The 24,081-nt window shown below is 64.3% G+C and carries 24 protein-coding genes; 15 read left to right on the plus strand and 9 right to left on the minus strand.

Annotated elements, in window-relative coordinates:
- Positions 1-79: 79 nt before the first annotated feature.
- Positions 80-502: a DUF6636 domain-containing protein gene (locus tag I2456_RS16180; protein WP_068026972.1), complete on the plus strand. Its 423-nt coding sequence runs from the start codon at positions 80-82 to the stop codon at positions 500-502.
- 129 nt (positions 503-631) lie between these two features.
- The gene (locus tag I2456_RS16185; RefSeq protein WP_085074586.1) at positions 632-2,155 is read left to right on the plus strand and encodes a serine/threonine-protein kinase; all 1,524 of its coding nucleotides are present in this window, start codon (positions 632-634) and stop codon (positions 2,153-2,155) included.
- Here I2456_RS16185 and I2456_RS16190 read toward each other — a convergent pair.
- Positions 2,152-2,940, minus strand: coding sequence for a hypothetical protein (locus I2456_RS16190; RefSeq protein ID WP_085074587.1), 789 nt, complete (start codon positions 2,938-2,940; stop codon positions 2,152-2,154). The genes I2456_RS16185 and I2456_RS16190 overlap by 4 nt on opposite strands.
- 278 nt (positions 2,941-3,218) lie before the next feature.
- Here I2456_RS16190 and I2456_RS16195 point away from each other — a divergent pair, with 278 nt between their 5' ends.
- Positions 3,219-5,099 carry a serine/threonine-protein kinase PknD gene (locus I2456_RS16195; RefSeq protein WP_085074588.1) on the plus strand — a complete coding sequence of 627 codons (1,881 nt, stop codon included), beginning with the start codon at positions 3,219-3,221 and terminating at the stop codon, positions 5,097-5,099.
- A 63-nt stretch (positions 5,100-5,162) separates the two neighbouring features.
- Here the strand turns inward: I2456_RS16195 and I2456_RS16200 are convergent, their stop codons facing one another.
- A complete protein-coding gene (locus I2456_RS16200; protein ID WP_085074589.1) occupies positions 5,163-5,588 on the minus strand; it encodes a VOC family protein in 426 nt (141 codons plus the stop codon).
- Between the two features lie 129 nt (positions 5,589-5,717).
- Between I2456_RS16200 and I2456_RS16205 the strand changes: the two genes are divergently transcribed.
- Positions 5,718-6,959, plus strand: a complete 1,242-nt coding sequence (locus I2456_RS16205) for a cytochrome P450 (RefSeq protein ID WP_085074590.1) — start codon at positions 5,718-5,720, stop codon at positions 6,957-6,959.
- On the opposite strand, the gene I2456_RS16210 is transcribed toward I2456_RS16205, so the two are convergent.
- Both I2456_RS16210 and I2456_RS16215 read right to left on the minus strand, forming a co-directional pair.
- On the minus strand, positions 6,956-8,431 hold the full coding sequence (locus tag I2456_RS16210; RefSeq protein WP_085074591.1) for a serine/threonine-protein kinase: 1,476 nt from the start codon (positions 8,429-8,431) through the stop codon (positions 6,956-6,958). The two genes, I2456_RS16205 and I2456_RS16210, sit on opposite strands and share 4 nt — an antisense overlap.
- A gap of 75 nt (positions 8,432-8,506) precedes the next feature.
- The gene (locus tag I2456_RS16215; protein WP_085074592.1) at positions 8,507-9,124 is read right to left on the minus strand and encodes a TetR/AcrR family transcriptional regulator; all 618 of its coding nucleotides are present in this window, start codon (positions 9,122-9,124) and stop codon (positions 8,507-8,509) included.
- Positions 9,125-9,186: 62 nt separating this feature from the next.
- Between I2456_RS16215 and I2456_RS16220 the strand changes: the two genes are divergently transcribed.
- Both I2456_RS16220 and I2456_RS29145 read left to right on the plus strand, forming a co-directional pair.
- A complete protein-coding gene (locus tag I2456_RS16220; RefSeq protein WP_085074593.1) occupies positions 9,187-9,645 on the plus strand; it encodes a DUF1707 domain-containing protein in 459 nt (152 codons plus the stop codon).
- The gene (locus I2456_RS29145; protein ID WP_205880175.1) at positions 9,528-10,049 is read left to right on the plus strand and encodes an SDR family NAD(P)-dependent oxidoreductase; all 522 of its coding nucleotides are present in this window, start codon (positions 9,528-9,530) and stop codon (positions 10,047-10,049) included. The genes I2456_RS16220 and I2456_RS29145 overlap by 118 nt, the downstream gene beginning before the upstream one ends.
- On the opposite strand, the gene I2456_RS16230 is transcribed toward I2456_RS29145, so the two are convergent.
- Positions 10,024-10,452, minus strand: a complete 429-nt coding sequence (locus tag I2456_RS16230; protein WP_068027002.1) for a protease inhibitor I42 family protein — start codon at positions 10,450-10,452, stop codon at positions 10,024-10,026. The genes I2456_RS29145 and I2456_RS16230 overlap by 26 nt on opposite strands.
- Positions 10,453-10,629: 177 nt before the next feature.
- On the opposite strand from I2456_RS16230, the gene I2456_RS16235 reads away from it, so the two are divergent.
- The 4 genes from I2456_RS16235 to I2456_RS16250 all read left to right on the plus strand — a co-directional run bounded on the left by I2456_RS16235 (position 10,630) and on the right by I2456_RS16250 (position 15,563).
- Positions 10,630-11,706, plus strand: coding sequence for a DUF5685 family protein (locus I2456_RS16235; protein WP_085074595.1), 1,077 nt, complete (start codon positions 10,630-10,632; stop codon positions 11,704-11,706).
- Between the two features lie 42 nt (positions 11,707-11,748).
- Positions 11,749-13,344, plus strand: a complete 1,596-nt coding sequence (locus tag I2456_RS16240; protein WP_085074596.1) for a Na+/H+ antiporter — start codon at positions 11,749-11,751, stop codon at positions 13,342-13,344.
- 61 nt (positions 13,345-13,405) lie between these two features.
- On the plus strand, positions 13,406-14,047 hold the full coding sequence (locus tag I2456_RS16245; RefSeq protein WP_085074597.1) for a TetR/AcrR family transcriptional regulator: 642 nt from the start codon (positions 13,406-13,408) through the stop codon (positions 14,045-14,047).
- Positions 14,040-15,563, plus strand: a complete 1,524-nt coding sequence (locus I2456_RS16250) for an FAD-dependent monooxygenase (RefSeq protein WP_085074598.1) — start codon at positions 14,040-14,042, stop codon at positions 15,561-15,563. The genes I2456_RS16245 and I2456_RS16250 overlap by 8 nt, the downstream gene beginning before the upstream one ends.
- Here the strand turns inward: I2456_RS16250 and I2456_RS16255 are convergent, their stop codons facing one another.
- Together I2456_RS16255 and I2456_RS16260 are read right to left on the minus strand one after the other, a co-directional pair.
- Positions 15,564-16,814 carry a cytochrome P450 gene (locus tag I2456_RS16255; protein ID WP_085074599.1) on the minus strand — a complete coding sequence of 417 codons (1,251 nt, stop codon included), beginning with the start codon at positions 16,812-16,814 and terminating at the stop codon, positions 15,564-15,566.
- On the minus strand, positions 16,811-17,359 hold the full coding sequence (locus I2456_RS16260; protein WP_085074600.1) for a TetR/AcrR family transcriptional regulator: 549 nt from the start codon (positions 17,357-17,359) through the stop codon (positions 16,811-16,813). Before I2456_RS16260 ends, I2456_RS16255 begins: the two co-directional genes overlap by 4 nt.
- Before the next feature lie 87 nt (positions 17,360-17,446).
- Here I2456_RS16260 and I2456_RS16265 point away from each other — a divergent pair, with 87 nt between their 5' ends.
- The 3 genes from I2456_RS16265 to I2456_RS16275 all read left to right on the plus strand — a co-directional run bounded on the left by I2456_RS16265 (position 17,447) and on the right by I2456_RS16275 (position 19,571).
- On the plus strand, positions 17,447-18,178 hold the full coding sequence (locus I2456_RS16265; protein ID WP_169717201.1) for a hypothetical protein: 732 nt from the start codon (positions 17,447-17,449) through the stop codon (positions 18,176-18,178).
- A complete protein-coding gene (locus I2456_RS16270; RefSeq protein ID WP_241007729.1) occupies positions 18,175-18,654 on the plus strand; it encodes a lipoprotein LpqH in 480 nt (159 codons plus the stop codon). Before I2456_RS16265 ends, I2456_RS16270 begins: the two co-directional genes overlap by 4 nt.
- Before the next feature lie 68 nt (positions 18,655-18,722).
- On the plus strand, positions 18,723-19,571 hold the full coding sequence (locus tag I2456_RS16275; protein ID WP_139823205.1) for a sulfurtransferase: 849 nt from the start codon (positions 18,723-18,725) through the stop codon (positions 19,569-19,571).
- 3 nt (positions 19,572-19,574) lie between these two features.
- Here the strand turns inward: I2456_RS16275 and I2456_RS16280 are convergent, their stop codons facing one another.
- Positions 19,575-20,435, minus strand: a complete 861-nt coding sequence (locus I2456_RS16280) for a 5'-methylthioadenosine/S-adenosylhomocysteine nucleosidase family protein (protein ID WP_085074601.1) — start codon at positions 20,433-20,435, stop codon at positions 19,575-19,577.
- A 115-nt stretch (positions 20,436-20,550) separates the two neighbouring features.
- On the opposite strand from I2456_RS16280, the gene I2456_RS16285 reads away from it, so the two are divergent.
- The gene (locus I2456_RS16285; protein WP_085074602.1) at positions 20,551-21,543 is read left to right on the plus strand and encodes an alpha/beta fold hydrolase; all 993 of its coding nucleotides are present in this window, start codon (positions 20,551-20,553) and stop codon (positions 21,541-21,543) included.
- Positions 21,544-21,586: 43 nt separating this feature from the next.
- Here the strand turns inward: I2456_RS16285 and I2456_RS16290 are convergent, their stop codons facing one another.
- Positions 21,587-22,825 (minus strand): cytochrome P450, encoded by a 1,239-nt coding sequence (locus tag I2456_RS16290; protein ID WP_085074603.1) that lies wholly within the window; start codon positions 22,823-22,825, stop codon positions 21,587-21,589.
- Between the two features lie 402 nt (positions 22,826-23,227).
- Between I2456_RS16290 and I2456_RS16295 the strand changes: the two genes are divergently transcribed.
- Positions 23,228-24,073: an SDR family oxidoreductase gene (locus I2456_RS16295; RefSeq protein WP_085074604.1), complete on the plus strand. Its 846-nt coding sequence runs from the start codon at positions 23,228-23,230 to the stop codon at positions 24,071-24,073.
- Positions 24,074-24,081: the final 8 nt, after the last annotated feature.

A 24,081-nucleotide genomic window follows, 5' to 3' on the forward strand; every position in this document is an offset into this window, starting at 1 on the left:
ATCCGGAAGCCGAGCGAGCGGGGCCGCGGCATGCGATCCTGTCTGTTGCTCAGCAAACTTCTACCGGCGAGGACGAACGATGCACAGTCTCAAGCATGCGGTCGTTGCGGCAGCAACGGTGACCGCGGCTCTCAGCTTCCCGGCGCCCGCGTACGGGCAAACCAACAACTTCCAATCACCGTCGGGCAACATCTACTGCACGCTGGACAACACCGGGGCCGCATGTGACATCAGCGAATTCACCTACCAACCTCCGCCACCACCGGAATGCGCGCAGCACATCGAGTGGGGCAGCCGGTTCCGTCTCTCGGTCGGCAAAGCCGCCATCATCGAATGTCACGGCGACACGCTGAAAGTTCCAGGGGAACCGACGCTGAACTACGGTCAGACCGTCTCCGCGGGCACCGTCACTTGCTCCAGCGAACAGTCCGGTGTGCGATGCACCGACACCGCCAGCGGGCACTACTTCCGAGTTTCGCGGGACTCCTACAACCTGGGATGAATTGGTTCGCTTTCGGTTGGCGGTGACCCGGGCAATGTTTCGGGTGCTTCCCGCTCGGGTAAATCCGCAGATCAGAGACGGTTTCGCAAGTTGCTCCTCAAGCCCTAGCCAAGGAAGGCAGGGATCGCCATGACGACACGCGTCGGCGGGACATTCGGCAAGTACCGGATCAACCGACTGCTCGGCAAGGGCGGCATGGGTGAGGTCTACGAGGCCTACGACTCCGAGAAGGGCAGAACCGTCGCGCTGAAGTTGCTCACCGACCAGTACGCCCAGGACGAGACGTTCCGGGCACGCTTCTTGCGGGAGTCTCGTGCGGCGGCCGTACTTCAGGAACCGCATGTGATCCCGATCCACGATTGGGGTGAGATCGACGGCACCCTTTACATCGACATGCGATTGGTGCGTGGTCGAACTCTGTACGACATGCTCAAATCTGGTCCGCTGGAAACACACCGAGCCACCGACATCATCGCCCAAGTCGGGGCCGCTCTTGACGCCGCTCATGGTGAAGGGCTGATTCATCGTGACGTCAAGCCGCAGAACATCATTGTGACGCCGGATGATTTCGCGTACCTGGTGGATTTCGGCATCGCCGAGGCCAAAGGCGACACCCATCTCACGGTGGCCGGATATCACGTCGGCAGCTGGGCATACATGGCCCCGGAACGATTCAACGAACAACCGGCGACAGCCGCGGTGGACATCTACGCGCTCGCCTGCGTGCTGTTCGAGACCTTGACGGGCAGCACCCCGTTTCCCAGTCAACGGCTCGAGCAGGTCATCGGTGCCCACATGTCGTCCCCGCCGCCCCGGCCAAGCGCGGTCAATCCCCAAGTGCCGCAGACACTTGACGCTGTCGTCGCGCGCGGCATGGCCAAGCATCCCGACGACCGTTACGGCAGCGCCGGCGCGCTGGGCCGCGCAGCAAAACGCGCCGTCTCTGATCCCTATCCCACCAATCCGTTTTCGGCACCGCAGCCGGTGGTAGGTCCACCGAGCTATCCGCCTTTTTCGGCGCAACCGCCCACGGGCCCTACACCGGTCGCGCGGGACGAGAGCAAACCCAACCGGTTGCTTGTGGGGGCCGTGACCGCGATCGCCGCGACACTGGTCTTCGGAACCGTCGCCGTGGTCGTCGCGCTGGCCAACCGCGACTCCGACACGAACGCTACGTCACCGACGATGTCCTACCCCACCGCCGCACCAACCACATATCCGAGCGAGCCGCCCACAACGACCGAAACGGCTTCGCTGCCAAGTACAACTGCGGGGCAAGACGCCGAACAGCAACTGCGCCAGATCGCAAGCGGTGACCACTCTTTCGTAACCACCCGGCTGGCCGATCGGTGGGTTCCGCAGTTGAGCGCCAAGCGGCCCGGCGTGGTCGACGGGGGTGTGGTCTGGGATAACGCGCTGGCGTTGCAGGAGCATTTGCGGCTCAGGCAGCGGTACGGGGCACGGTTGCTGTGGTCGGGTGATTGGTCGACGTTCAACGCGCCGGATTTCTGGGTTACCGTCGTGGGCGTCACTTTTCAAGATTCGGCGGGCGCGTTGGCGTGGTGCCGAGGTCAGGGCTTTGATCGGGACCACTGCATCGCCAAGATCATCAGCACAACACGTCCCGTCGCGGGCAGCACTGCTTACAACTAGGCGCCGATGCGGCCGATCGCCAATCGCGCGAACCGCCTTAATTTGTCGCAGGACGCGTAACCCTCGGTCACTCGGAACAACCGCCCCTCACTCAACAGAACAACCAACGTGGTCGACGGCGGCGTGGTGGTCGCTTCATGCACGCAGACGGCCTGCAGTCCCATGCCGTCGACGTTGGTGACATTGGTCGAAGTTGTGGCCAGGGCGAATTGGGATGGGGCATCGACGGGGAAGGCGCCCGGCAGGCGCAGGTCGGTCTCCACGCCCTCGCCCACGTCGTCGGATTTGTCGTAATAGCAACCGATGTCGATGGATCCGGGCTCGTCGCCGTCGGGCTTGGCGCTGACTGGCCCGCCCATGATGGCGGCGGCTTCTGTTGGCGTCACCCAATCGCACGGGTGAAATGCCGTCGGGGCGCCGACAACCTCACTGAGATCAACCGTCACCGGGTCGAAGCGTCCAAGCGGAGTACCCGCTGGCGGCGACACCGCGGTGACGCGATAGGTCTTGTCCCTACTCGGGTCCCGGCCGTCGGTCGTCACGCCGCGGACGTTTTGCCAACACCACAGTGCGCCATCGTTATTGACCTGATTGAACAGCCGCCCAACAACCTCCGGTATGGGACGCGGCCACGTCTGGGCGTCACAAAGCTGCTCCCTGGTCGTCGGCGCTGGTGCGGCCGTGACCGACACCGTCGGCGTCACGCGCGACGAGGTCGTCGGCGTCCCCGAGTGGGTCACCGTGCACGCCACGGTCATCGCCGTCGCGAGAAGCGCTGCGGCCATCAGGAAGCGAGGCATCGTCGTGTTAATCGGCCGCTCCCTCCACCTGCATGCTCGATCGCCAGTTAACGACTGCTGGGCAGCTACCGATCCCAAAGACCCACACCCCTCGGGTGTTCCGGCCACCAGGCCCTGCCTGGGGCAATCTCGGACCGACTGACGCCCTCGTGCACAGCTCAAGTGTGTGGTTCTATCGATTACGAGGCGCTGTAACGATCGAATCGCGGAGGCCTGTGACGGTGTCGCGCTATGGTCGGGCCAGTTGGGCTTAGGAGGGCTCGTTGGACGGAACTTTGTTCGGGAAGTACCGGCTGATCGGGTTGCTGGGCCGTGGCGGCATGGGTGAGGTTTGGCGGGCTTACGACAGCACCACCGACCGGGTCGTGGCGCTCAAGATTCTGCCGGCTGAGATTTCCCACGACGACGTGTTCCAGCAGCGGTTCCGTCGCGAAGCGCACGCGGCTGGGCGGTTGAGCAGCCCGCACGTCATCCCGATCCACACCTACGGCGAGATCAACGGGCGGCTGTTCGTGGACATGCGGTTGATCGAGGGCCGCGACCTGCAGTCAGTGCTGAGAGAGGGGGCGCTGCCGCCGGCGCGGGCGGTGCGCATCATCGAGCAGGTGGCCAGGGCACTGCATGCCGCACACCGCGACGGGCTGTTGCACCGAGATGTGAAGCCGTCCAACATCTTGATCGGCGACGACGACTTCGCATACCTGATCGATTTCGGAATCGCCCGTGCCCCAGGGGAAGCCGGCTTGACAGCGACAGGCTCTGTGATCGGAACCGCCCATTACATGGCGCCGGAACGGTTCAGCACCGAACAGATCGACGCGCGCTCGGACATCTACTCGCTGGCCTGTGTGCTGTACGAATGCTTGACCGCACAGCATCCTTTCCCCGGCGACAGTCTGGGCCAACAGGTCACCAGCCATCTGACGTCTGCCCCGCCGCGCCCGTCGAACGTCGTCGCCGGGCTGCCCGGGGGATTCGACATGGTCATCGGAAAAGGGATGGCCAAGAACCCCAACGATCGCTACGGGACTGCGGTGGAGTTGGCGCGCGCCGCAACTGAGGCCCTCAACACCCCTCCTGTGCACGCGCCGGGCCCGCAGCAGTGGACGGGTCCCAACCCGATGAATCCCCCTTCCGGGCCCATCAGCCGCGAACACCCGCAATTTCCGCCGCCGCAGCGCACTGCCGGCCCAACCACGGTCGCTCGGCCGGCGCCCGCGTACTCAGGGCCCGGGCAGGGACCTACTACGGGACCGCCGGTCACCTTGCCCCCGGCGCGGCCATGGTGGCGTCGCAAGACCGTCCTCATCGCCGCGACGGTGCTGCTCATTGTGGCGGCAACGGTGGGGGCCATGACCGTCTTCAGCGAGCCCGCGAAGAAGGGTGATGACACCGTGCAGGTGACGCTGCCCTTCACCGGTCTGCGTGACCCACAGGGTCTGTCGGTGGACAGTGCCGGCACCGTCTACGTCGCCGACACCCCGCGCGATCGGATCCTGGCTTTGTTCGCCGGTTCTACCACCCCGGCTGTCCTGCCGTTCAATGGTCTCAACTATCCGACCGGTGTGACGGCGGACAACACCGGCACGGTCTACGTCAACGACGCCGGCAACAAGCGAGTATTGGTGCTGCGCTCCGGCTCGCGAAACCAGGAAGTCCTGGCGTTCACCGATCTGGGCAATCCGACCGGTCTGTCGGTGGACGGCAGCCGGACCGTCTACGTCACCGACACGGCCAAGAATCGCGTGGTCGCGCTTGCCGCCGGTTCCAACACGCAAACGGAGGTTCCGTTCACCGGGCTCACCGCTCCGACCGGTCTGGTAGTGAGCAGCACCGGGACGGTGTACGTGTCCGACGGCGGCAACAACCGCGTACTGATGTTGCCCACCGACACCAAAAAGCAAGTGGCGCTGCCGTTTACCGGTCTTAAGCAGCCTGGCGGTGTCACGCTGGACAGCCAGGGCACCGTGTATGTCACCGACACCGGGAACAGTCGGACGCTGAAGCTGCCGGCCGGCTCTTCGACGCAGGAGGAGTTGCACTTCACCGGGCTGGACAATCCCTGGGGGTTGGCGGTGGACAACGTCGGCACCGTATATGTCGGGGGTCGCAACAATCAGATTGTGGCGCTGAAAAAGAAATGAGGGCCACTCGAGTTCGGCTCCGAGGCACTAGTCGGTTATGGGCCGGCGGGGCAACGCCGCGAGTCAAGCGTCCGAAAGCAACTCGAGGAACTGACCGTCGGGATCGCGAATCATCGCCGACTGTTCCGACACAGTTCCATCGATCACCTCGCCTCCGAACTCGGCGACCTTGGCCAGCACGCCGGTCAGATCAGACACCGACAAAGAGATGTGGGTCAGGCCGACCTGATCCATAACTCGCTCCCCGGCTTCGTGCACTTTGCGCCCCGAGTAGTCCAGGAGCTCTAGCACCAAGCCATCGAGAACTAGGTAGGTGGCATGCAACCCGACCGGCTTCGCCAACTGCAAGAGTCGGTCAGTACCGTCGTCTGGCGCGTCGAGTTCCCACCAGAACCGAAACCCGAGCAGTCCCTCGTAGAAGCGGCGCGATCGCCTACGGTCGCTCACGCACAGCCCCACGTGATTGAACGTTGCTCGGGTAGGAGTCATCAGCGCTTCCTCGTGATGCCGAACGCGGTGAGCCCGAGCTCCGGTTCTCCGTGCCGGCCCAGGACTGTCTATGCAAAGATAGTGTAGATAAGCACCGACGACGCTACCGTTCGGAAGGTTCGCCCTGCGATGCCCACCCGCCCCGACATCCCCTCCGACGCCATCGTCACCTTCGACCATCACTCCGACGAATTCAATCTCAACGAAGTGGCCATCAACGCCGAACTGCGCGCCAAGTGCCCTGTCGCCTGGAACGAAAACTACGGCGGATTCTGGTTCCTCAGTAGCTATGACGCTGTCAGCCAATGCGCCCGGGATGGCGTCACTTTCGCGCACAAATATGAACCCGACTCCGCCGACGGCATCGACTACCAAGGCGAGATGGGAGTCCCGCGCCCGGAAGGCCACCCCGCCCTAGGCATCGGCGAAGTCGACGGCCCCTACCATCAGGCCCTCCGCCACGCCTTAGCCCCGTTCTTCTCCCCCGGCGCCGTGCAACGGCTCAAGCCGTTCATGGAAGACAAAGCCCATGAATTTCTCGACATGCACATCACCGCCGGGCACATGGATTTGGTCCTTGACTACGCCAGCCCGGTCCCGGCCATCCTCACCATGAAACTGATGGGCCTGCCCTACGACAATTGGCACTTGTACGCCAACCTCTTCCACTCCGTCATGGCCGTCCCGCAGGATCGCCCGGAGTACGCCGCAGCCCTCGCCGAAGTGCCCGCCATGATGCAAGGTGTCCTCGACTTCGCGGCCGCTCGAAAGGCTAAGCCCGACAACGACCTGACTAGCTTTCTGCTGCAATTCGAGTTCGAGGGGCAACGCCTGACCGACGAACAACTGCTCAACATCATCTGGAACCTGGTCGCCGGCGGTGTCGACACCACCACGTCACAAATCGCGCTGACGCTTCTACACATTGGAACTCACCCGCACCTGAGACAACAACTGATTGACCACCCGGAGCTCTACCGCACCGCCACCGACGAATTCCTGCGCTACTTCTCCGTCAACCAGCAACTCAGCAGGACGGTCACGAACGACATCGAAGTCAACGGCCAAAAGCTAAGGCGCAACGACAAAGTCGTCATCAGCTGGCTTGGCGCCAATCACGACCCGCACGAATTCGACAACCCCGACGGGATCGTCCTCGACCGCTCCCCCAATCGCCACGTCGCGTTCGGACTCGGGCCGCATCGCTGCATCGGCTCGCATCTGGCGCGCCTGATGTCCCAGGTCATGGTCAAGGCGGTCCTCGACCGCATCCCCGATTACCGCGTCGACGAAGCCGGGGTTCACCAATACCTCGGCAACCCGAGCATGACCGGGCTGGCTCAACTGCCGGTCACCTTCACCCCGGCCTAACGAGCCGTCGCGTACTGCAGCACCGGCTCCGCCGAATCCACATGACCGTTGCTCAAGATCGTCAGCCGCTGTGGACCGATTTCGTAGCGAACCCCGTTGTCGGGATTGGTCGCAACGAACCCGTCCGCAGAGCGCACAGTGTTGGACAGCTCGATGTTCGCGCCGTCGCGGATCCGCTCACCCCGGTAATACAAGCCACCGTCTCCGGTCTGACATACCACCACCAGGGACTGCGCCGTTCGCAATACCGCGGCGGGCGGATTACCCGGCGAACACCGCGCGGTGTGCCCGACGAAACCGAGCCCGTCGGCGCCCTGCACCGAACCCGACAGCGAGGGTGTCCGCGTAACCGACGTAGGCACCGAGGGCGATCCCGCGGCAGACGGCTGCGCCGGTGACCCACCTTTGTTGCCGAACGCCAGAATGCCTCCCAGGATCGCCGCGACGATCAGCATCAGGCCCGCGAACGCGCCGACCACAACTGGGGTCCGCCCCACCCGACGAGGCGGCACAGCAGCACGGGCAGGCGGAGGTGGCGGCGCATACGGGGTGAAGCCGGTGTCTTCGGGGTTCGGGTAGGACACCTCGAACGGTCGAGTGCCCGATGGCCCGGTGGGTTCGGACGGCGCCAGACCAGGCGAGGCGGCCGCGGTGGCCGCTCTGGCCAATTCGCCTGCCGAAATGTACCGTGCGCCAGGCTGTTTGGCCATACCTCGGGCGATCACCTGGTCGAAAGACCGGTCGATTCCCCGGCGCATGATGCTCGGCCGCGGCGGAGGCACGAACATGTGCGCGCTGATCAGCTCTTGCAGGTCCTCACCGTCGAACGGCGGTCGCCCGGTAAGGCACTCGTAGAGCACGCAGGCCAGTGAATACACGTCGGTATGCGGACCAACACGGCCGCCGTTGAACCGCTCGGGTGCCATGTAGGCACACGATCCGATGACCAATCCGTTCGCCGTCATGCCGGCATCGCCACGGCCGTGCGCGATGCCGAAGTCGACCAGATACGCGAAGTTGTTACGGGTGAGCAGCACGTTCTCCGGCTTGACGTCGCGGTGCACCAGCCCATCGGCGTGCGCGGCGTCCAGCGCCGCCGCCACCTGCGCGATGATCGACGCCGCCTCCCGCGGTTCCAGCTCGCCACGCTCGCGAAGCAGCTCCTTCAAGCTGGCGCCATTGACCAGACGCATATCAATGAAGAGCACTCCGTCGATCTGCCCGAAGTCGTGCACCGGGATGACGTGCGGCTCCTGTAGCCGCGCCGCCAATTGCGACTCTCGCCGAAAGCGCTTCTGGAAGGACGGATCCGTGGCCAGCTCGGTGCGCAGGAGCTTGAGCGCAACCTCCCGATCCTTGGTCGTGTCGTAGGCCCGGTACACCTGGCCCATTGCGCCCTCACCGATCAGTGATCGCAGTTCATAGGGTCCGAACCGGGTACCGAGTCGCGGGCCCCGGTACGGCGACGACATGGCGATTCCTCCTTGACGACGGGCCACAGCAGGGTTCCCGCATGCGGCATTCACTTAACGCGTCGGTGCGCCAGTTCACCCAATATCCAGCAGCTGACCTACGACGCCGGCGAGCATGGCCTCCGGGTCCTGGTCGATGCCGACACCGCGCAGCTCACCGCCGATGGCCAACGAGGCGATACCGTGCACCAGCGACCAGAGCGGTGCAGCGACCTCGCGAGGGTCTTGGTCTTGAGAACCTTCGGCCTGCTGACAACTGCGAATGGCATCCAGCAGATCCCCGAAGGCCTCCTCCGCAGCGACTTCCAAACTCGGGTACCCCGCTTTGATGATCTCGGCACCGAACATAACGCGGTAATGGTCGGGATGAGTGATCGCCCAGCGCACATAGGCGCGGCCGAGTTCCATGACCCGGCGCTTCGGCTCAGACGCGTCCCGGCCTGCGGCACTCAGTTCGGCGTGCAGATCGCGAAAGCCCTGTTCGGCAACGGTGGCCAGCAGTTCCGCCCGATCGGCGAAGTGTCGGTAGGGCGCCGCGGCGCTGACGCCGGCGCGGCGTGCGGCCTCGGTCAAGGTGAAGCCTTTAGGCCCCTTCTCGGCCACCAGAGCTAGCGCGGCGTTGGTGAGTGCCCGCTTGAGATCACCGTGGTGGTAGCTGTCCCGACGGTTTGGCCCGGACCGCACCTGTTGCATGTTGACGATATTAACATCTGGCGTTATGTTAATGCTATTCACATCAGGAAGGGGAACTGAGAATGAGACAGTCATCAAGCGTCGCGTCTCACTCAAGTCGAGCGGGTGACGGCGACCGACAGCGGACCGCCGCCGTCCTCGGCCTCGCACTCGCGCAGGGCTACCTACAGATGGACGAGTACGACCAGCGCGTGCAGCGCGTATTCCAGACGCACACCCGGGCAGAACTCCAAGAACTGCTCAATGACCTGCCGGTGGACCGGATCCGAAGGGCCGATCCACGGCGCCGCGCCGCCCGCGTCGCCGCCGCTCGGCGTGGCGTGCGGATTCACCTCGGCGGATACCTCGCCATGGTGGCGACAGTCCTCACCGTCTGGGCAGCGGTCGCCGTGACGAGCGGCGCTTGGTACTTCTGGCCGATCTGGCCGATGCTCGGGGGCGCGATCGGCCTGTTCAGTCACGCCATGGCCATACCGGGTCGCCACGTGGCCCGCGAATATGTCTGCTCATCAACAACATAGCCGGCATCGGAACCTACGGTTCCTTCGCCGAATCAGACGCCGAGCGCGAGCACGAATTGATGGGAGTCAACGTTGATGCGCTTATACGGCTGACCGATGCGGTACTTCCGGGCATGCTGGCTCGCGGTGGCGGCGGAAGTCTAAATGTCGCGTCTAGCATTGCGTTTCGACCCGGCCCCTACCAGTCCACCTACGGGGCACCCAAGGCGTTCGTGTTGTCACTGAGCCAAGCGTTGCGGGCGGAGACCCGCGGCTCGGGTGTCACCGTGACGGCTTTGTGCCCGGGAATTACGGCCGGGCTGCGTGGAATGGCACCGGGCTGGCTACCCGCGCGCATCACCGACCGGATACATGCCTCACCTGCACGCGCTCATTCCCTTATCGCACAGTCACTTTCGCAGTGAATGTGCATGCGGGTGTGGTATCGGCGCCCACAATGCTGGCGTAGTTGGCGACAATGGTCGTCGTCCCCGGCTTCAACATGACGAAGGTCCAGACGTCGTTACCGGGCGCTCCCATCCGATTCGTGTTCGGCGCTTGGTACTCGTGACTGGTCTGCTTCAGGATCGTCGGGTCACCGATCTTGGCTTCAGCGGTCCACCGGAACGGTGTCGTGTGGTTGGACCCCAACGACACCCTCAGCGTGTTGCCCACCAACAGTGTCTCTTCGCGGGTGACGGCGCTTTGATTCATCACCTCGTCGATCGAGACGTCAATCGTCTTGCTCGACGGGACATTGCCTCTGGAACAACCCACTACCGCCGCTAGCAGCATGGCGAGGGTCACCACCAGCAACTTGAGTCTCATGCAGGATACGATAGCCGCCTCAACAAGGCCCCCCTCGCCAGCGAAGGCAATCTTTCTGCCGCGCAACAAAATTCATCCATATCGCGCTGCACCGCCGGCGGCCGGACAAGCACCGCGCCCGCGCCACGAGCACGAATATGAGCACACTTCCCCACTTGGTCCGGTAGCTTTCCATGCGTGTTTGGCATCATCCGGCCCTGCCGGCACCGACTCGGCGGCGAACTCGCGGACGCCTGGCGCGCCCAGCTGTGCGGGCTTTGCCTGGCGTTGCGCGACGACTACGGCCAAGTGGCTCGCATCGCGACGAACTACGACGGGCTGGTCGTCTCGCTCCTAGTCGAGGCGCAATCCGAAGCACAAGCTTCCAGACGTACCGCCGGCCGCTGCCCGCTACGGCGCATGCGGCGGGCCGACGTCGCGACCGGCGACAGCGTGCGTCTGGCCGCCGTGGTCTCGCTAGCCCTGGCCGCAGCACGGGTCCGCGACCACGTCGACGACCGCGACGGCCTCGTCGGTGCCGTCGGAGTGCGACCGGCCGCGCGCCGTGTCGCCGAACGTTGGGTACGTCAGGGCACCGACGCCGGACACACCCTTGGCTTCGACACCGGCGTACTGGTTGCCGCCATGGACCGCCAAGCCGAACTAGAGGCGACCGCCGGCCCCGGCAGCTCGCTGCTTAACGTGACCGAACCGACCGAGACGGCCGTCGCCGCCGCCTTCTCGCACACCGCCGTCCTGGCCGGTCGTCCGGAGAATGCGGCGCCGCTGCGCGAGGTCGGGCAGTTATTCGGGAGGGTGGCGCACCTGCTCGACGCGGTCGAGGACTACCACGACGACGTGGCCCGCGGAAAATGGAACCCGTTGGCAGCCACGGGCACTTCCATAGCGGAAGTGCGGACCCTGTGCGACGACGCGGTGCTCGGCATCGAATTGGCGCTGGCGGAAGTGAACTTCACCGACGACCGCCTGGCGCGGCGGCTGCTGACCCGCGAAGTGCGCCGCGCGGTCAACCGCACCTTCCGCAACAGCTACCCGGGTGACTACGGAACGCCGCACGGACAGCAAGAAGGCATTAACTTCGGCAACCAGCCGATGGGCTCCTACCCGGGGGCTCCCGGCGAAGTCCCGCCCCAACCCGCAGCTAAAAAAGAAGGCTTCATAAACGGCTGCTTCGATGTCTGTTGCTGCGACTGCTCGTGTGATTGCTGCTGCGACAGTTGCTGCGACTGCGGAGACTGTTGCGACTGTTCCTAACTCGCCGCGACGAGCCCGAGGGGCATAGGCAAGGATGGGCTGGTGTTTTCGCTCGTCCTCATTGTCGCCCTGGTCACCACGGTCATCGTGGGGACGATTTTGGGCCGGCGCTATCGCGTCGGTCCGCCGGTTTTGCTGATCTTCCTGGGCGCCTTGCTGGGCTTGATTCCTCGTTTCAGCCATGTGCACATCGACGGCGAGCTCGTCCTGCTGCTGTTCCTGCCTGCAATCCTGTATTGGGAAAGTCTGAACACCAGCTTCCGCGAAATGCGGGCCAACCTGCGTGTCATTGCGATGACCAGCATCGGCCTTGTCATCGTCACCGCGCTCGCGGTGTCCTGGACGGCGCGAGCGCTGGGCATGGAGTCACATGCGGCCGCGGTACTGGGCGCAGTGCTGTCCCCGACCGACGCGGCCGCCGTGGCCGGGCTGGCGAAAAAGCTGCCTCGCCGGGCGCTGACGGTGCTGCGCGGCGAGAGCCTCATCAACGACGGCACCGCATTGGTCTTGTTCGGCGTTACCGTCTCCGTCGCGGTGGGTGGCTCTGCGGTCAGCCCGGCCGCACTCACCGGCCGCTTCATCTACTCCTATCTCGGCGGGATCGCCGCCGGCCTGGCGGTCGGCGCCGTGGTCACGTTGATCCGCCGCAGAATCGACGCGCCGCTCGAGGAGGGAGCACTAAGCCTCCTGACGCCGTTTGCGGCGTTCCTGCTCGCGGAATTGATTCACAGCAGCGGTGTGGTCGCGGTGCTGGTGTCGGCGTTGGTGATCACCTACGTCAGCCCCCGGGTCATCCGGGCTCGGTCCCGCCTGCAGTCCTTCGCGTTCTGGGACATCACCACCTTCCTGCTCAACGGCTCGCTGTGGGTGTTCGTCGGCGTCCAGATACCCAACGCACTGCACGGGATCGCCGACGTCAACGGCGGGATACGCCGCGCCACCTACTTGGCGCTTGCCGTCGCCGGTGCGGTGATCGTGACGCGGTTTGCGTGGGTGGAATTCACCACGATCCTGGGTCGGGTCGTCGACAAGACCCTGGGACGTCCGACCAAGCACGTCGCCTTTCGTCAGCGCTGTGTGACCAGTTGGGCAGGCTTCCGTGGCGCCGTGTCGCTGGCCGCAGCGATCGCTGTGCCGCTGGAGACGCACACCGGGGCCCGGTTTCCCGACCGCAGCCTGATCATCTACGTCGTGTCCGTGGTGATTTTGGTAACCGTGCTGGTGCAAGGCATCACGTTGCCCCTCGTCGTGCGGTGGGCCCGGCTGCCCGAAGACGTGGCCAAGGCTGACGAACTCCAACTGGCTCGGATCCGCGGCGCCGAAGCGGCGCTGGAAGCCTTGCCAGTGGTCGCTCGTGAACTTGGTGTCAGCCAGAAATTGATGAATCGCTTGCAGAAGGAATACGAAGAACACGCCATGATCGTCGAAGCCAGCGCCGAGACGACTCCGGAGAACAACCACATCGCCGAGGCGGGTGATTTGATCCGGCAAGTTCATTTAGGGGTTCTCGAACACAAGCGCAGGGCCATCACCGAACTTCGCGACCAACGCCGCATCGACGACATCGTCCTGCGCGAGTTGCAGGCAGCGCTGGATCTGGAAGAAGTGCGCCTGCTCGGCCCGGCCGACGTCGAATAAACATTGTTTGCCCGCTGAGCAATTTTGCCCACCGGGCAAAATTGGGCGTAGGCTGGCCGTCATGACCAGCGCTGGACTGCGGGAACGCAAGAAAGCCGACACCAGGCGGGCACTCAGCGACGCCGCGCTGCGTCTGGCGTTTGACCGCGGTCTGGACAACGTCACGCGCGAGGACATCGCGAATATGGCGGGGGTCTCCCTGCGTACCTTCAACAACTACTTCACCGGCAAGTACGAGGCGCTGGCCTACCGGCAGACCGAACGCATGCGGCGTAGCATCGCCGAGCTGCGGTGCCGCCCCACCGATGAACCGCTGTGGACGTCGATCGAACGTGCCGTGCTCACGCCCTTGGCCGAAGACTTCGGCGATTTCCATGGCGACGAGAACCGGGTGCCGACCCGTCAGGAACTCGCCGAGGTACGGAAGATGCTGATGAGTCCACCGGTTCGCAGCGCCGTCCCCAGGGCGCTCTTCGACGAATGGCTCGAGGTGATCGCCGAACGCACCGGTACCGATCCCGACCATGACCTGTACCCGCGCCTGGTGGTGGCGGTCGTCCGCGCCATCGGTGACGCCGCAATGGATGCCTATGCGGCGGCCGATCCGCCGGTCGCGATCACGACTTTGATCCACCAGGGCTTCGCCGCCGTGGCCGACGGCCTGCCGGTACCCGCCGAAGTGCAGGAGACACAACATGACTGACCAACATGCCCCAGTCGTCATATCGGGTGCGGGACCCAATGGGCTGATGCTGGCCTGTGAGCTTGCCCTGGCCGGTGTTAGGCCCGTCGTGCTCGACAGTCTGCCGGGGCCCAGCTTGGAGCCCAAAGCCAACGGCCTCGTCGGACAAGTGGTGCGGATGCTTGACCAGCGCGGCTTGTATCAGGCCTTCACCGGCGACAACGAACCGCCGACGCCATCATTTGGTTGGATGTTCGCCGCGATGCCGCTGAACTTCTTCGATGTGCCGGACAACCCGATGTACGCGATGCTCATGCCCCAGCCTCGGTTGGTTCGGTTGCTCGAGAAGCGGGCACGCGACCTTGGCGTGGATCTGCGTTGGGGACACGGGCTGACCGCGCTGCAGCCGTATTCGGAATCGGTTCAGCTGACGGTTAATTCGCCCGACGGCGGGTACGGCCTGAGCACCGATTACCTGGTGGGCGCCGACGGCGCCCGCAGCCTGGTCCGTAAGACGCTTGGCATCGGCTTTCCCGGCCACACCGCCGACACCGTCAGCCGCCTTGCCCACGTGAGCATCCCTGAGCGGTTGCGCAAGGAGGACGGGACGGTTGCTGTTCCCGGGTACGGCCGTCTTCGTTACGGTCACACCCGCGTGGACGGCGGCGCAGTGATCCTGGCCCAGTTCGAGCCAGAACGATTCCTGTTTGGCACCATAGAGTTTCAGCCTCCCGTCCAGGAAAAGCCGATGACGCTCGATGAATTGCGAGCGAGCGCTCACCGCCTGCTCGGCGTTGACTTCCCGTTCGAGGAGCCCACAGGTGAAGGGCCGCACGCACTTCGGCGCATCAACGGCCAGAACACCCGGCTCGCTGAGCGTTACCGCGAAGGCCGAGTTCTGTTGCTCGGCGACGCCGCTCACGTCCACAGCGCGATGGGCGGTCCGGGCCTGAACTTAGGCCTGCAGGACGCCACCAACCTAGGGTGGAAGCTTGCCGCCCAGATCAACGGCTGGGCACCGGCCGGGCTGCTCGACACTTATGAGGCCGAACGCTTTCCGGTCGGCCAACGCGTCATGATGCATTCCATGGCGCAAATTGCGCTCGTTGCGCCGGGACCCGAAGTCGGCGCGCTGCGAATGCTTTTGGGTGAACTGTTCACCCTCCCGGAAGTGGCGCAGCGCATGGCGGCCCTGCTGGCCGGCTCCGATGTCCGTTACGACATGGGCGACGACCATCCACTTTCCGGCCATCTGGTACCTGACTTGACGCTCGACGACGGCCGGCGGGTCGCCGAACTGCTCCACGACGCCCGTCCCGTGTTGCTTGATCTAACCGGCGGCACGGTGGCGGCCGCCGCCAAAGGGTGGACGCACCGCGTCGAAGTCGTCTGCGCCGGTATCACCGACGGGCCGGCCACCGCGATGTTGATCAGACCCGACGGATACATCGCTTGGGCGACAGACACATTCGGTGCCACCCAACAGGCTGCCCTGCATACGTCGCTACGACGCTGGTTCGGTGCGCCGCGCCGGTAGTCAGCCGGTGGTGCACGGCAATCGCTTGATTCCGTGGAAGAACGAGGACCGCAGCCGGTCGGGCGGTCCGGTGACCTTCAGACCGGGCACGTGGGAGTAAAGCTCTTCGAGCATGACCCGTAGTTCCAGCCGGGCCAGCTGAGCTCCGAGACAGAAGTGCACTCCCCCGCCGCCGAACGCGGCATGACCTGCATCCGCACGGGTGACGTCGAATTCGTCGGGCCGGTCGAATACTTCTTCGTCGCGGTTGGCCGAGAGGTAGTGGATGAGCACCCAATCGCCGGCCGGGATGTGCTGCCCGCGGATTTCGACGTCCGATGTGACGGTGCGGCGAAAGTGCATCACCGGGGTGGCCCAGCGCAGCAGTTCCTCGACCGCCGGCTTGATCGCACCGGGATCACGGGCCAGCAACTGCTGTTGTTCTGGGTGCTCCGACAACGCAAGTATGCCGTGGCTCAACGTGTTTCGAGTTGTCTCGTTGCCCGCGATCGCCAGCAGCAGAAAGAACTCGTTGAGCTGGTCGCGGTTCAACTTCTCGCCGTCGACCTCCGCAGCGAGCAACGCCGACAAAATGTCATCGGTCAGCCCATCGCTGCGGCGCTGATCTACCAGCTTGTTGCAGTACGCGAACATCTCTGCGGCGGCCTGCCCGAGTGCCTCGGGCGTGGGAGCGTAGTCAGGATCTTCGATGCCCAAGCTGCCGATGGCGTTGCTCCACCGGAACACGTCCAGCCGGTCTTCGGCGGGGACACCGAGCACATCGGCAATGACCTGAAGCGACATTTCCGCGGAAATATCGATTACCGCGTCGAATTCACCTTTCTCGGTGATGGTAGCCACGATGTCGCGCGCCACTTGGCGCATCTTCGGTTCGAGCCGTTGCACGTTGCGGACCGTGAAACCTTGGTTGATCAGCTTGCGGTAATGCACGTGACGCGGCGGATCAATCCCGGGCAGCATGGCCGACGTCGGTCCCGCCTCCGCCTCAACCAAGGTGTTGCCTTTGCGGCTGGAGAACGTGTCGGTGTCGCGGCTGACCAGGCGCACGTCGGCATGCCGAGTCAATAACCACGCATGCGGCAAGCCGCTGAGCTGAACCGGGTGCACTGGTGATTCGGCCCGCAGCCTCGCCAGCGCGTCGAACGGCGCGCCCTGGACGTAGGTGTCGGGGTCGAAGACCGTCGCGGCATCCCGGTCGAGGGAGGTTCGTTGGTTCTCCACCACCAGTGGTCCCAGCAGGGGCATGCTCATTGGTCCTCCACAGATGCTTTGATTCCGGCGATGATGACGTCCAAACCCGCTCGGAAGCGGGAGGCGGCCTGACGTTTGCCGCGCGATTCCTCCAGGCTCACCGACCCGAGCAGGTAGGTGTACAAAACCGTATGTGCTGCGGCGACAACACGTCTGGTCAATCCCGCTTCGGCCAGCAGGCCGCGACTGACCCGGTCGAGACGGCGAGCCCGTTCACCAGCTGGGCTCGCCTGCAAGACCGCCGCGATACCCGGAACATCCAGCATGACCTCTCGTGCTCCGCAATAGAGCTCGCTGATCCGTGCATCCCAAGCCCCGGCTTCCGGAACGGGGATGTCGGCGAGCACGGAGTCGGCGAGCAGATCGAGGGCGGCCTGCTTGCCCGGGACGTGGTAGTACACCGAGGGCACCGCCGCACCCAGTTCGGCCGCAAGCTCGCGCATCGTCACCTGCTGTACGCCGACACGTCCCGCCAACGTCCGCAGCGCCGCCACCACCTGTGTGCGGTCGAGTTCCCCGTAGGCGCGGCGCACCGAGGATGTCATTCGATCTACGTTCGAATCAATCCGAGCATTGTTAGAATCTATCGCGATGAGCTCCGCTATCGCAAAGCCCTCCCGTTCGATCCGCCTATGATTCCCGTCAAGGCAGGCATATTCAGTTTCACCGCACCAACACCACTCGGCGACGACGGCAGTTACCTGCGCTGGCACCTGCTTGACCACATGCCCGAGCAGTACCAACTACCCGGGATCGTGCATGGGTTGCGATGGATCGCAGACGGTGACTACCCCGATCATCGATTGGCGGGAGACGGGCCACTCGCCGACATCGGCAATGCCGTGCACTACCTCGTTCGCGACCCCGTCCAGCAGACGTTCGACGACTTCGTGACGTTGGGCCGTGAGCTATGGGAAAACGGCCGCTTTCCTGTTGCACGACCATTACTGCAAGTTTGCGGTCTGCGGCTACTGCAGTGGCACGCTGCGCCCAGGGCGCTCATCTCCGCCGAGGTGGTGCCGTTTCGTCCTCATCGCGGCATCCTGCTGATCGTCGAAGAGCCCAGCGACGGTCGGCCCGACCAGTGGCTGGAATGGCTGCGCGCCGAACATTATCCGGCCCTTTTGGCGACCTCCGGCACGGCCGGCGCGTGGATGTTCGGTACCAGCACCGCGTGGCAACCCGCACCGCGCGGGTGGCGCACCGACCTGCACTACATCACCGTCGTCTATCTGGACGCCGACCCGTTGGGCACCACAGAAGCCCTGGCCCCGCTCCTTGAACGACGGTGGCGATCGCAGGCGGTGCGTCCGCTGTTTTGCGGGCCTCTGCGAAGCATGATTAGTTGGGAAGCATGGTCGTGACGATTCCCATGACGAACCATGTGACGACCGCGCTTTTGGCTGCCGCGCTGGTGCTGGGGCTGTCTGCCTGCTCGGGGCATGCCGTGTCGAAGCCCGCCGCTGCCGACATCACGATCGAGGGGCACAAGCACACCATTACCAGCGGAATCGAGTGCGAGACGGAGTCGGCCAATCCCAATGCGACACCGCCCCAGTCGGGGAGCCGGACCACGCACATCACGGCGAGCGATGGAGCAGCCGAGGAATTGCTGTCGCTCTCGGACACCACACCGCTCGGGCTGAACGGCTTTTCGGTGACGGTCACCGTAGATGCGGATGTCTACCGGATCCCCTATCAGCCGCTCGAATCGTCCAGCAAGGTGCAGGCGACGAAGAGCGGGAAGAGTTACACGGTCACCGGATCCGGCAAAGGCTCTGAGCCCAACGTGACAGGCATGCGGGACCTGCATTTCGAGGTTCGCGTGACCTGTCCGTGAACGATCGCGCGGGTGCGGTCGTTGCTGTCATTGAGTCCCCGGCGTCGTGACGAAAGGTGGCATGACAGGTGAATCCCCGCGCGCAGGTGCTGATCACCGCGGCTGAGTTGATCAGGCGGATCGACGCCGGTGACCCGCTGTCCATCCTGGATGTGCGCTGGCGGCTCGACGAACCCGATGGGCGCCCGGCTTACCTTGATGGCCACATTCCGGGCGCGGTGTATGTCTCACTCGAAGAAGAATTGAGTGATCACAGCGTCGAAGGTCGCGGCCGCCACCCCCTGCCGTCGGGCACTGACCTTGAGGAAGCCGGCCGCCGTTGGGGTATCAATCAAGGTGATCTCGTTGTGGTGTATGACGACTGGAACCGGGCCGGGTCGGGACGGGCCTGGTGGGTGTTGACCGCGGCGGGATTGGACAGCGTACGCATTCTCGATGGCGGACTGGCCGCGTGGCGCTCAGCCGGTGGTGTTCTGGAGCGTGGGCCGATCGAGCCGCAACCGGGTGATTTCACTGTGACACAACGTGATCTGTATGCGGGGAACCGGCCGACTGTGACGGCGGAGCAAGTGAACGCCGGCAGCGTGGCTTTGCTCGATGCGCGTGCCCCCGAACGCTTCCGCGGTGAGGTCGAGCCCGTCGACCCGGTCGCCGGGCACATACCCGGCGCGAAGAACCTGCCGTCCGGCGCAGTCCTGGCAGCGAACGGCACCTTCCTGGACGGCGATGCGGTTGCCCGACTGCTGGCCGAGCGCGGCATCGACGGCTCGGTGGGTGCGTATTGCGGCTCCGGTGTGACCGCATCTGTGGTGGTCGCAGCGCTGGCCGCGGCAGGACACCAGGCGGCGCTGTTTCCGGGGTCCTGGTCGGAGTGGATCTCGGATCCGGGTCGACCGGTGAGTCGCGGTCCCGAATGAGACTCAGGCGCCGACCCAGCTCTTCAGGAACGCCTCGGTGACCCGAGCCGCGTTGTCGGCCGCGAGCTTCTTGTAGAAGAAGAACTGGAACGGAAAGCCGGGCAGGTGCAGCGGGTCTCCTGGCCCGTCGGACATGCCGCGGATGCCCAGAAACGGCACGCCATGTGCAAGAGCGACCGCGTGCGCGGCTGCCGTCTCCTGGTCGACGGCATCGAACGCCGGGTTCTGTGCGGTCACGATGCCGAGGTTGCTCAACAGGCCCTTGTGCAACCACGGCCCGACCGCCCGGAAGAAATTGCCGGAGTAGAACAACGACCGATCCGGCGCCCTGGCGGGTTGACAGCCAAAAACACTGCCACCGCGAGGGATACAAGGGAACTCTTGGCCGTTGTTGTGGTCGTTGCTGTACCCGTCGCCGCCTACAAACAACCGCGGCTGGCGATTTCCGACGCTGGCCAAGTCAACGACCAGCGTTTGAGCCGCGGCGAGCATCGCAGGGTCCGCGCAGATAAACGATGCGCCGTTATCCAGAGTCCAGCGCGCGGGTATGGCGACGTCGCCAACGCTGGTGCGACCCGCACCACCGGCTACTCCGGAAAACAGGACTGCGTCAATCGGGGTACTGGATGAACGTGGAAAGCGTCTGAGCGCAGTTTCAGTGGTTCGGACGGCGTTCACCAGACCAATGCCGGTCATCGCCACGATCACGTCCTTGCCCGCAACGGAACCCAGATAGAAGTGCTTACGGTCATGAATCACAACCGGATCCGGGTCCAGGGTGGTGCGGGCGAGCAGCGCATCGGTTTCGGCCGGAAACGCCGATAACACCAGCGTGCGCTGGCGGCGGTGCGGCGCAGCGGTCATTGTCGGGGTGTCACCTCACCGGAATCGCGTACCACAATCGTAGAGTGTCACCCGACTCGGCGAGTCATCCAACCTCGGGGTTCCCTGGGAGCCCGCCCTCTGCCACGCTCGCATCGTGGATATTTTTGGGCAGTGGCAAAGTGGCGGGGCCGAACTTCGTTGGTCCTCGTCGACAGCCGCCAACAAAGGGCAGAAAGTCACAATTTTCACTCGCCGCTGCGGTACAGCCGGGAAACCGGCGCTGGTATGTGTGCACGGCTTCCCCACCTCCGGCATCGACTACTTTGGCTTGACCCGTGAATTGGCAACGGAATTCGATATCTTCACCCTCGATTTTCCTGGCTACGGCCTATCCGACAAGCCGCCGGAGCCCTATGTCTATTCGCTCTATGACGATGCGCGGCTGCTGGTTCACGCCATCACTGAGGAGTGGAAGCTGACGGACTATCGCATGGTGACTCACGACCGCGGCAGCAGTGTCGGCATGATCGCGCTGGGCATGTTGAGCGCCGACCGGCCCGAAGCCCTGCCCGTCGACGTCATCGTGACCAACGCCAATGTCTATCTTCCGCTGTCCAACCTCACCGCCTTCCAGACTGCGCTCCTCGACAGCACGACGGGACGGGCCACGGCCGCCGCGACCACTCCGGAACTGTTGGCGGCCGGCCTGGGGGCCAGCACGTTCCTGCCGCGCCGGACCCTCGACGACCCGGAGATCGCCGCGCTGGCCAAGACCTTCGCATACAACGACGGTATTCGTGTCTTGCCCGACACGATTCAGTATCTGCACGAACGCGCCGCCGACGAAACCCGTTGGCTGGAAACGCTTTCCCGGGTTCCGGTGAACACCACACTGGTGTGGGGCCTGCACGATACCGTGGCACCGCTGCGGGTGGCCAACCACGTGTGGCAGGCCTACCTGCGCGATATGCCAGCCCGCAGCCGGTACTGGGTGGTGCCGAACGCCGACCATTACCTGCAATGCGATGCGCCCGCCACATTGGCCGAGATCGTGCGCCTCACCGCCGCAGGTGAGGACATCGCGCTGCAGACCCTTGGCGACCGAACCGACGGCGCGGTCTTGGTGGATCAGCTGAACAACACCTGACCTGGTCAAGCCGCCGGGGTCCGGCACCGGCCGTGTCGGACGCTCAGTCCCAGACGACGGGCAAGTGTTGCGGTGACCGGAAGTACATGCCGGCGACATAGGGTGCCGGCGCGTCCGGATCCAGACGCAGTCGGGGTAACCGATCCATCAGGGTGTGGAAGATGATGGTGCTTTCCAGCCGCGCGAGATGCATGCCGAGACAGACGTGCGCCCCATGACCGAATCCAATGTGTGGCTTGCGTTCCCGGAAGATGTCGAACCGCTCGGGCTCGGCCCATCTGGCTTCATCGTGGTTGGCACTACCCAGGTTGACGGTGACAGTGGACCCGGCGGGGATGTCCATGCCGAAAAACTCGACGTCGCAGGTGGTCTCGCGCATGAAGTTCAGCAGCGGCGTCTCCCAGCGGATCCCTTCTTCGATGGCTTGGGCGAGTAGCCCGCGATCGCCCTGCACCGCCGCGAATTGGTCCGGGTGTGTCAGCAGCCCCAACGCCAGGCTCGCGGTCGACCGCGAGGTAGTCTCCGCCCCCGCGGGGAGCAGGTTGCGCATGAATCCGTAGATCTGCTCGTCAGACATTCGCACGCCGTCTATCTCCGCTGCGATGAGCGCGCTCACCATGTCGTCGCGGGGCGCGCGTCGCCGCTGCGCCACTATTCCGGCGAAATACTCGCGCAACTGCGCCGAAGCTCGCATCGCGTTGTCCATGTCGGAGTGGAATCCCAACAGATCGATGGCCAGGCGGTGAAACTCGCCGATGTCGGACTCCGGTAAGCCGATGAGTGCGGCGATCACCCGGATCGGGATTCGCATGAACACCGTTTCGACGAGGTCCGCGCGCCGGCGGTCGCGCAACCGATCGACGGTCCGTTCCACCAGGGGGCGGACCAACTCACTCTCCCAACGCCGCATCGAGGGGCGTGCAAAGGCGAATTCGTGCAATTTGCGGTAGACCTGATGCTCGGGTTCTTGCATCTCCAGGATCGTCGGGCCCTGCAGCGGGCGCACGATGGCCTCGTAGCATCGGGTGCTGAACGTTGTGTTGTCGGTCAACACGGCTTTGACTGCGTCGAAGGTGTATGCGGAGAAAATCTGTTGTCCGTCAGCCGGATTCTCCATTATTGACATCTCCGGCCATCCGGCATGCACCGGCGCCTGCGCGCGCAACTCCGCCAGCATCGGATACGGCGACGCATCACCAACGGCACCCATGCCCGCGTCAAACTTCGCCTGGGCCTCCTTGACGCTCTGCGCCAGTTCCTCCGTGGCCGCCGACTCCGTCATCCAAGACCCCTTGAACCTAACGTTTGTTCAATCATGCGGAGTGGATTCAGGTCAGTCAACAGCAACCGGTGCGGCAGCGTTAGGGCAGACCTTCGGTCAAGACGGATTCGACGGGGTAACCGCGATTTTGGTTGTGTCGTCAGGGCGCACGTGCGGCCGAAACCGCGCCCTCTTCGCACCTTGAGAGCCCTACCCGCACACTCGAACCAGAGGAACGCGGCGGCCCGTCCACCGTTGTCGCTATGAGGTGGGCAAAAAGACCACCGCTTCTGGACCGGAACCAACGGGACAGAAGTGACACCCGCCGCTGTCTCAGCACTCCGGCTCGACCGCCATTGAAACTAACATCCGGCCCCGATATTGTAACGTCGGTTGCGCATTCACCAGGGAAAAAGGGGAACCATGACGACGGCGTCAGAACTTTTGGGGTACGACGGAAAACGAGTACTGGTCGTCGGTGGCGCGACCGGCATGGGTGCCGCCGCGGCACAAATCGCCAAAGACCTGGGTGCGCACGTCACCGTCATGGACTTCGCGTCGGTCGACTACGACGTCGACCGGGTGATCTCGCTGGACTTGAGTGATCAGGATTCGATCGACCGGGCAGTCGACGAACTCGATGGACCAGTGCACTCGTTGTTTTCCGCGGCCGGCGTCGCCGACGGGCCGAAGCTGATGCGCGTCAACTTCATCGGGCATCGCCACTTGATCAAGCGGTTGTTCGCCAAAGACTTGCTGCCGCGCGGCGCCGCGATCTGCTTCATTTCATCGGTGGCCGGTATGGGCTGGGAGAATGACCTGGAACTGGTGCAAGACTTCCTCGCCACGCCCGACTACAAGTCCGCGCATGACTGGTGCCAAGAACGCGAGCCGCAAGGAATCATTCACTACGGCTTCAGCAAGAAGGCGATCAACGGTTACGTCGCCTGGCAGGGCTACCACTTCCAGAAGAAGGGTGTACGGATCAACGCCGTCTGCCCCGGCCCCACCGACACTCCCCTGGCCCGCGCCAACGCTGACCTCTGGCTGACCTTCGCTCAGGACTATCGCGACGACACCGGCAGCTCAACGTTGACGCCCGAGGACATCGGCAAGGCGATGATCATGCTCAACAGCGCCGCCTCGGCGTCGATCAACGGGATCACGCTCAATGTCGACCAGGGACACGCGATGGCGTCGATCACCGGGTCGTTCGCGCCCGGCAAGCCGATCATGGACCTCATCACCGGCAGGGTCCAATTGGCTTAAGCGGCTTG

The organism is Mycobacterium kubicae, from assembly GCF_015689175.1.
Lineage (GTDB): Bacteria > Actinomycetota > Actinomycetes > Mycobacteriales > Mycobacteriaceae > Mycobacterium > Mycobacterium kubicae.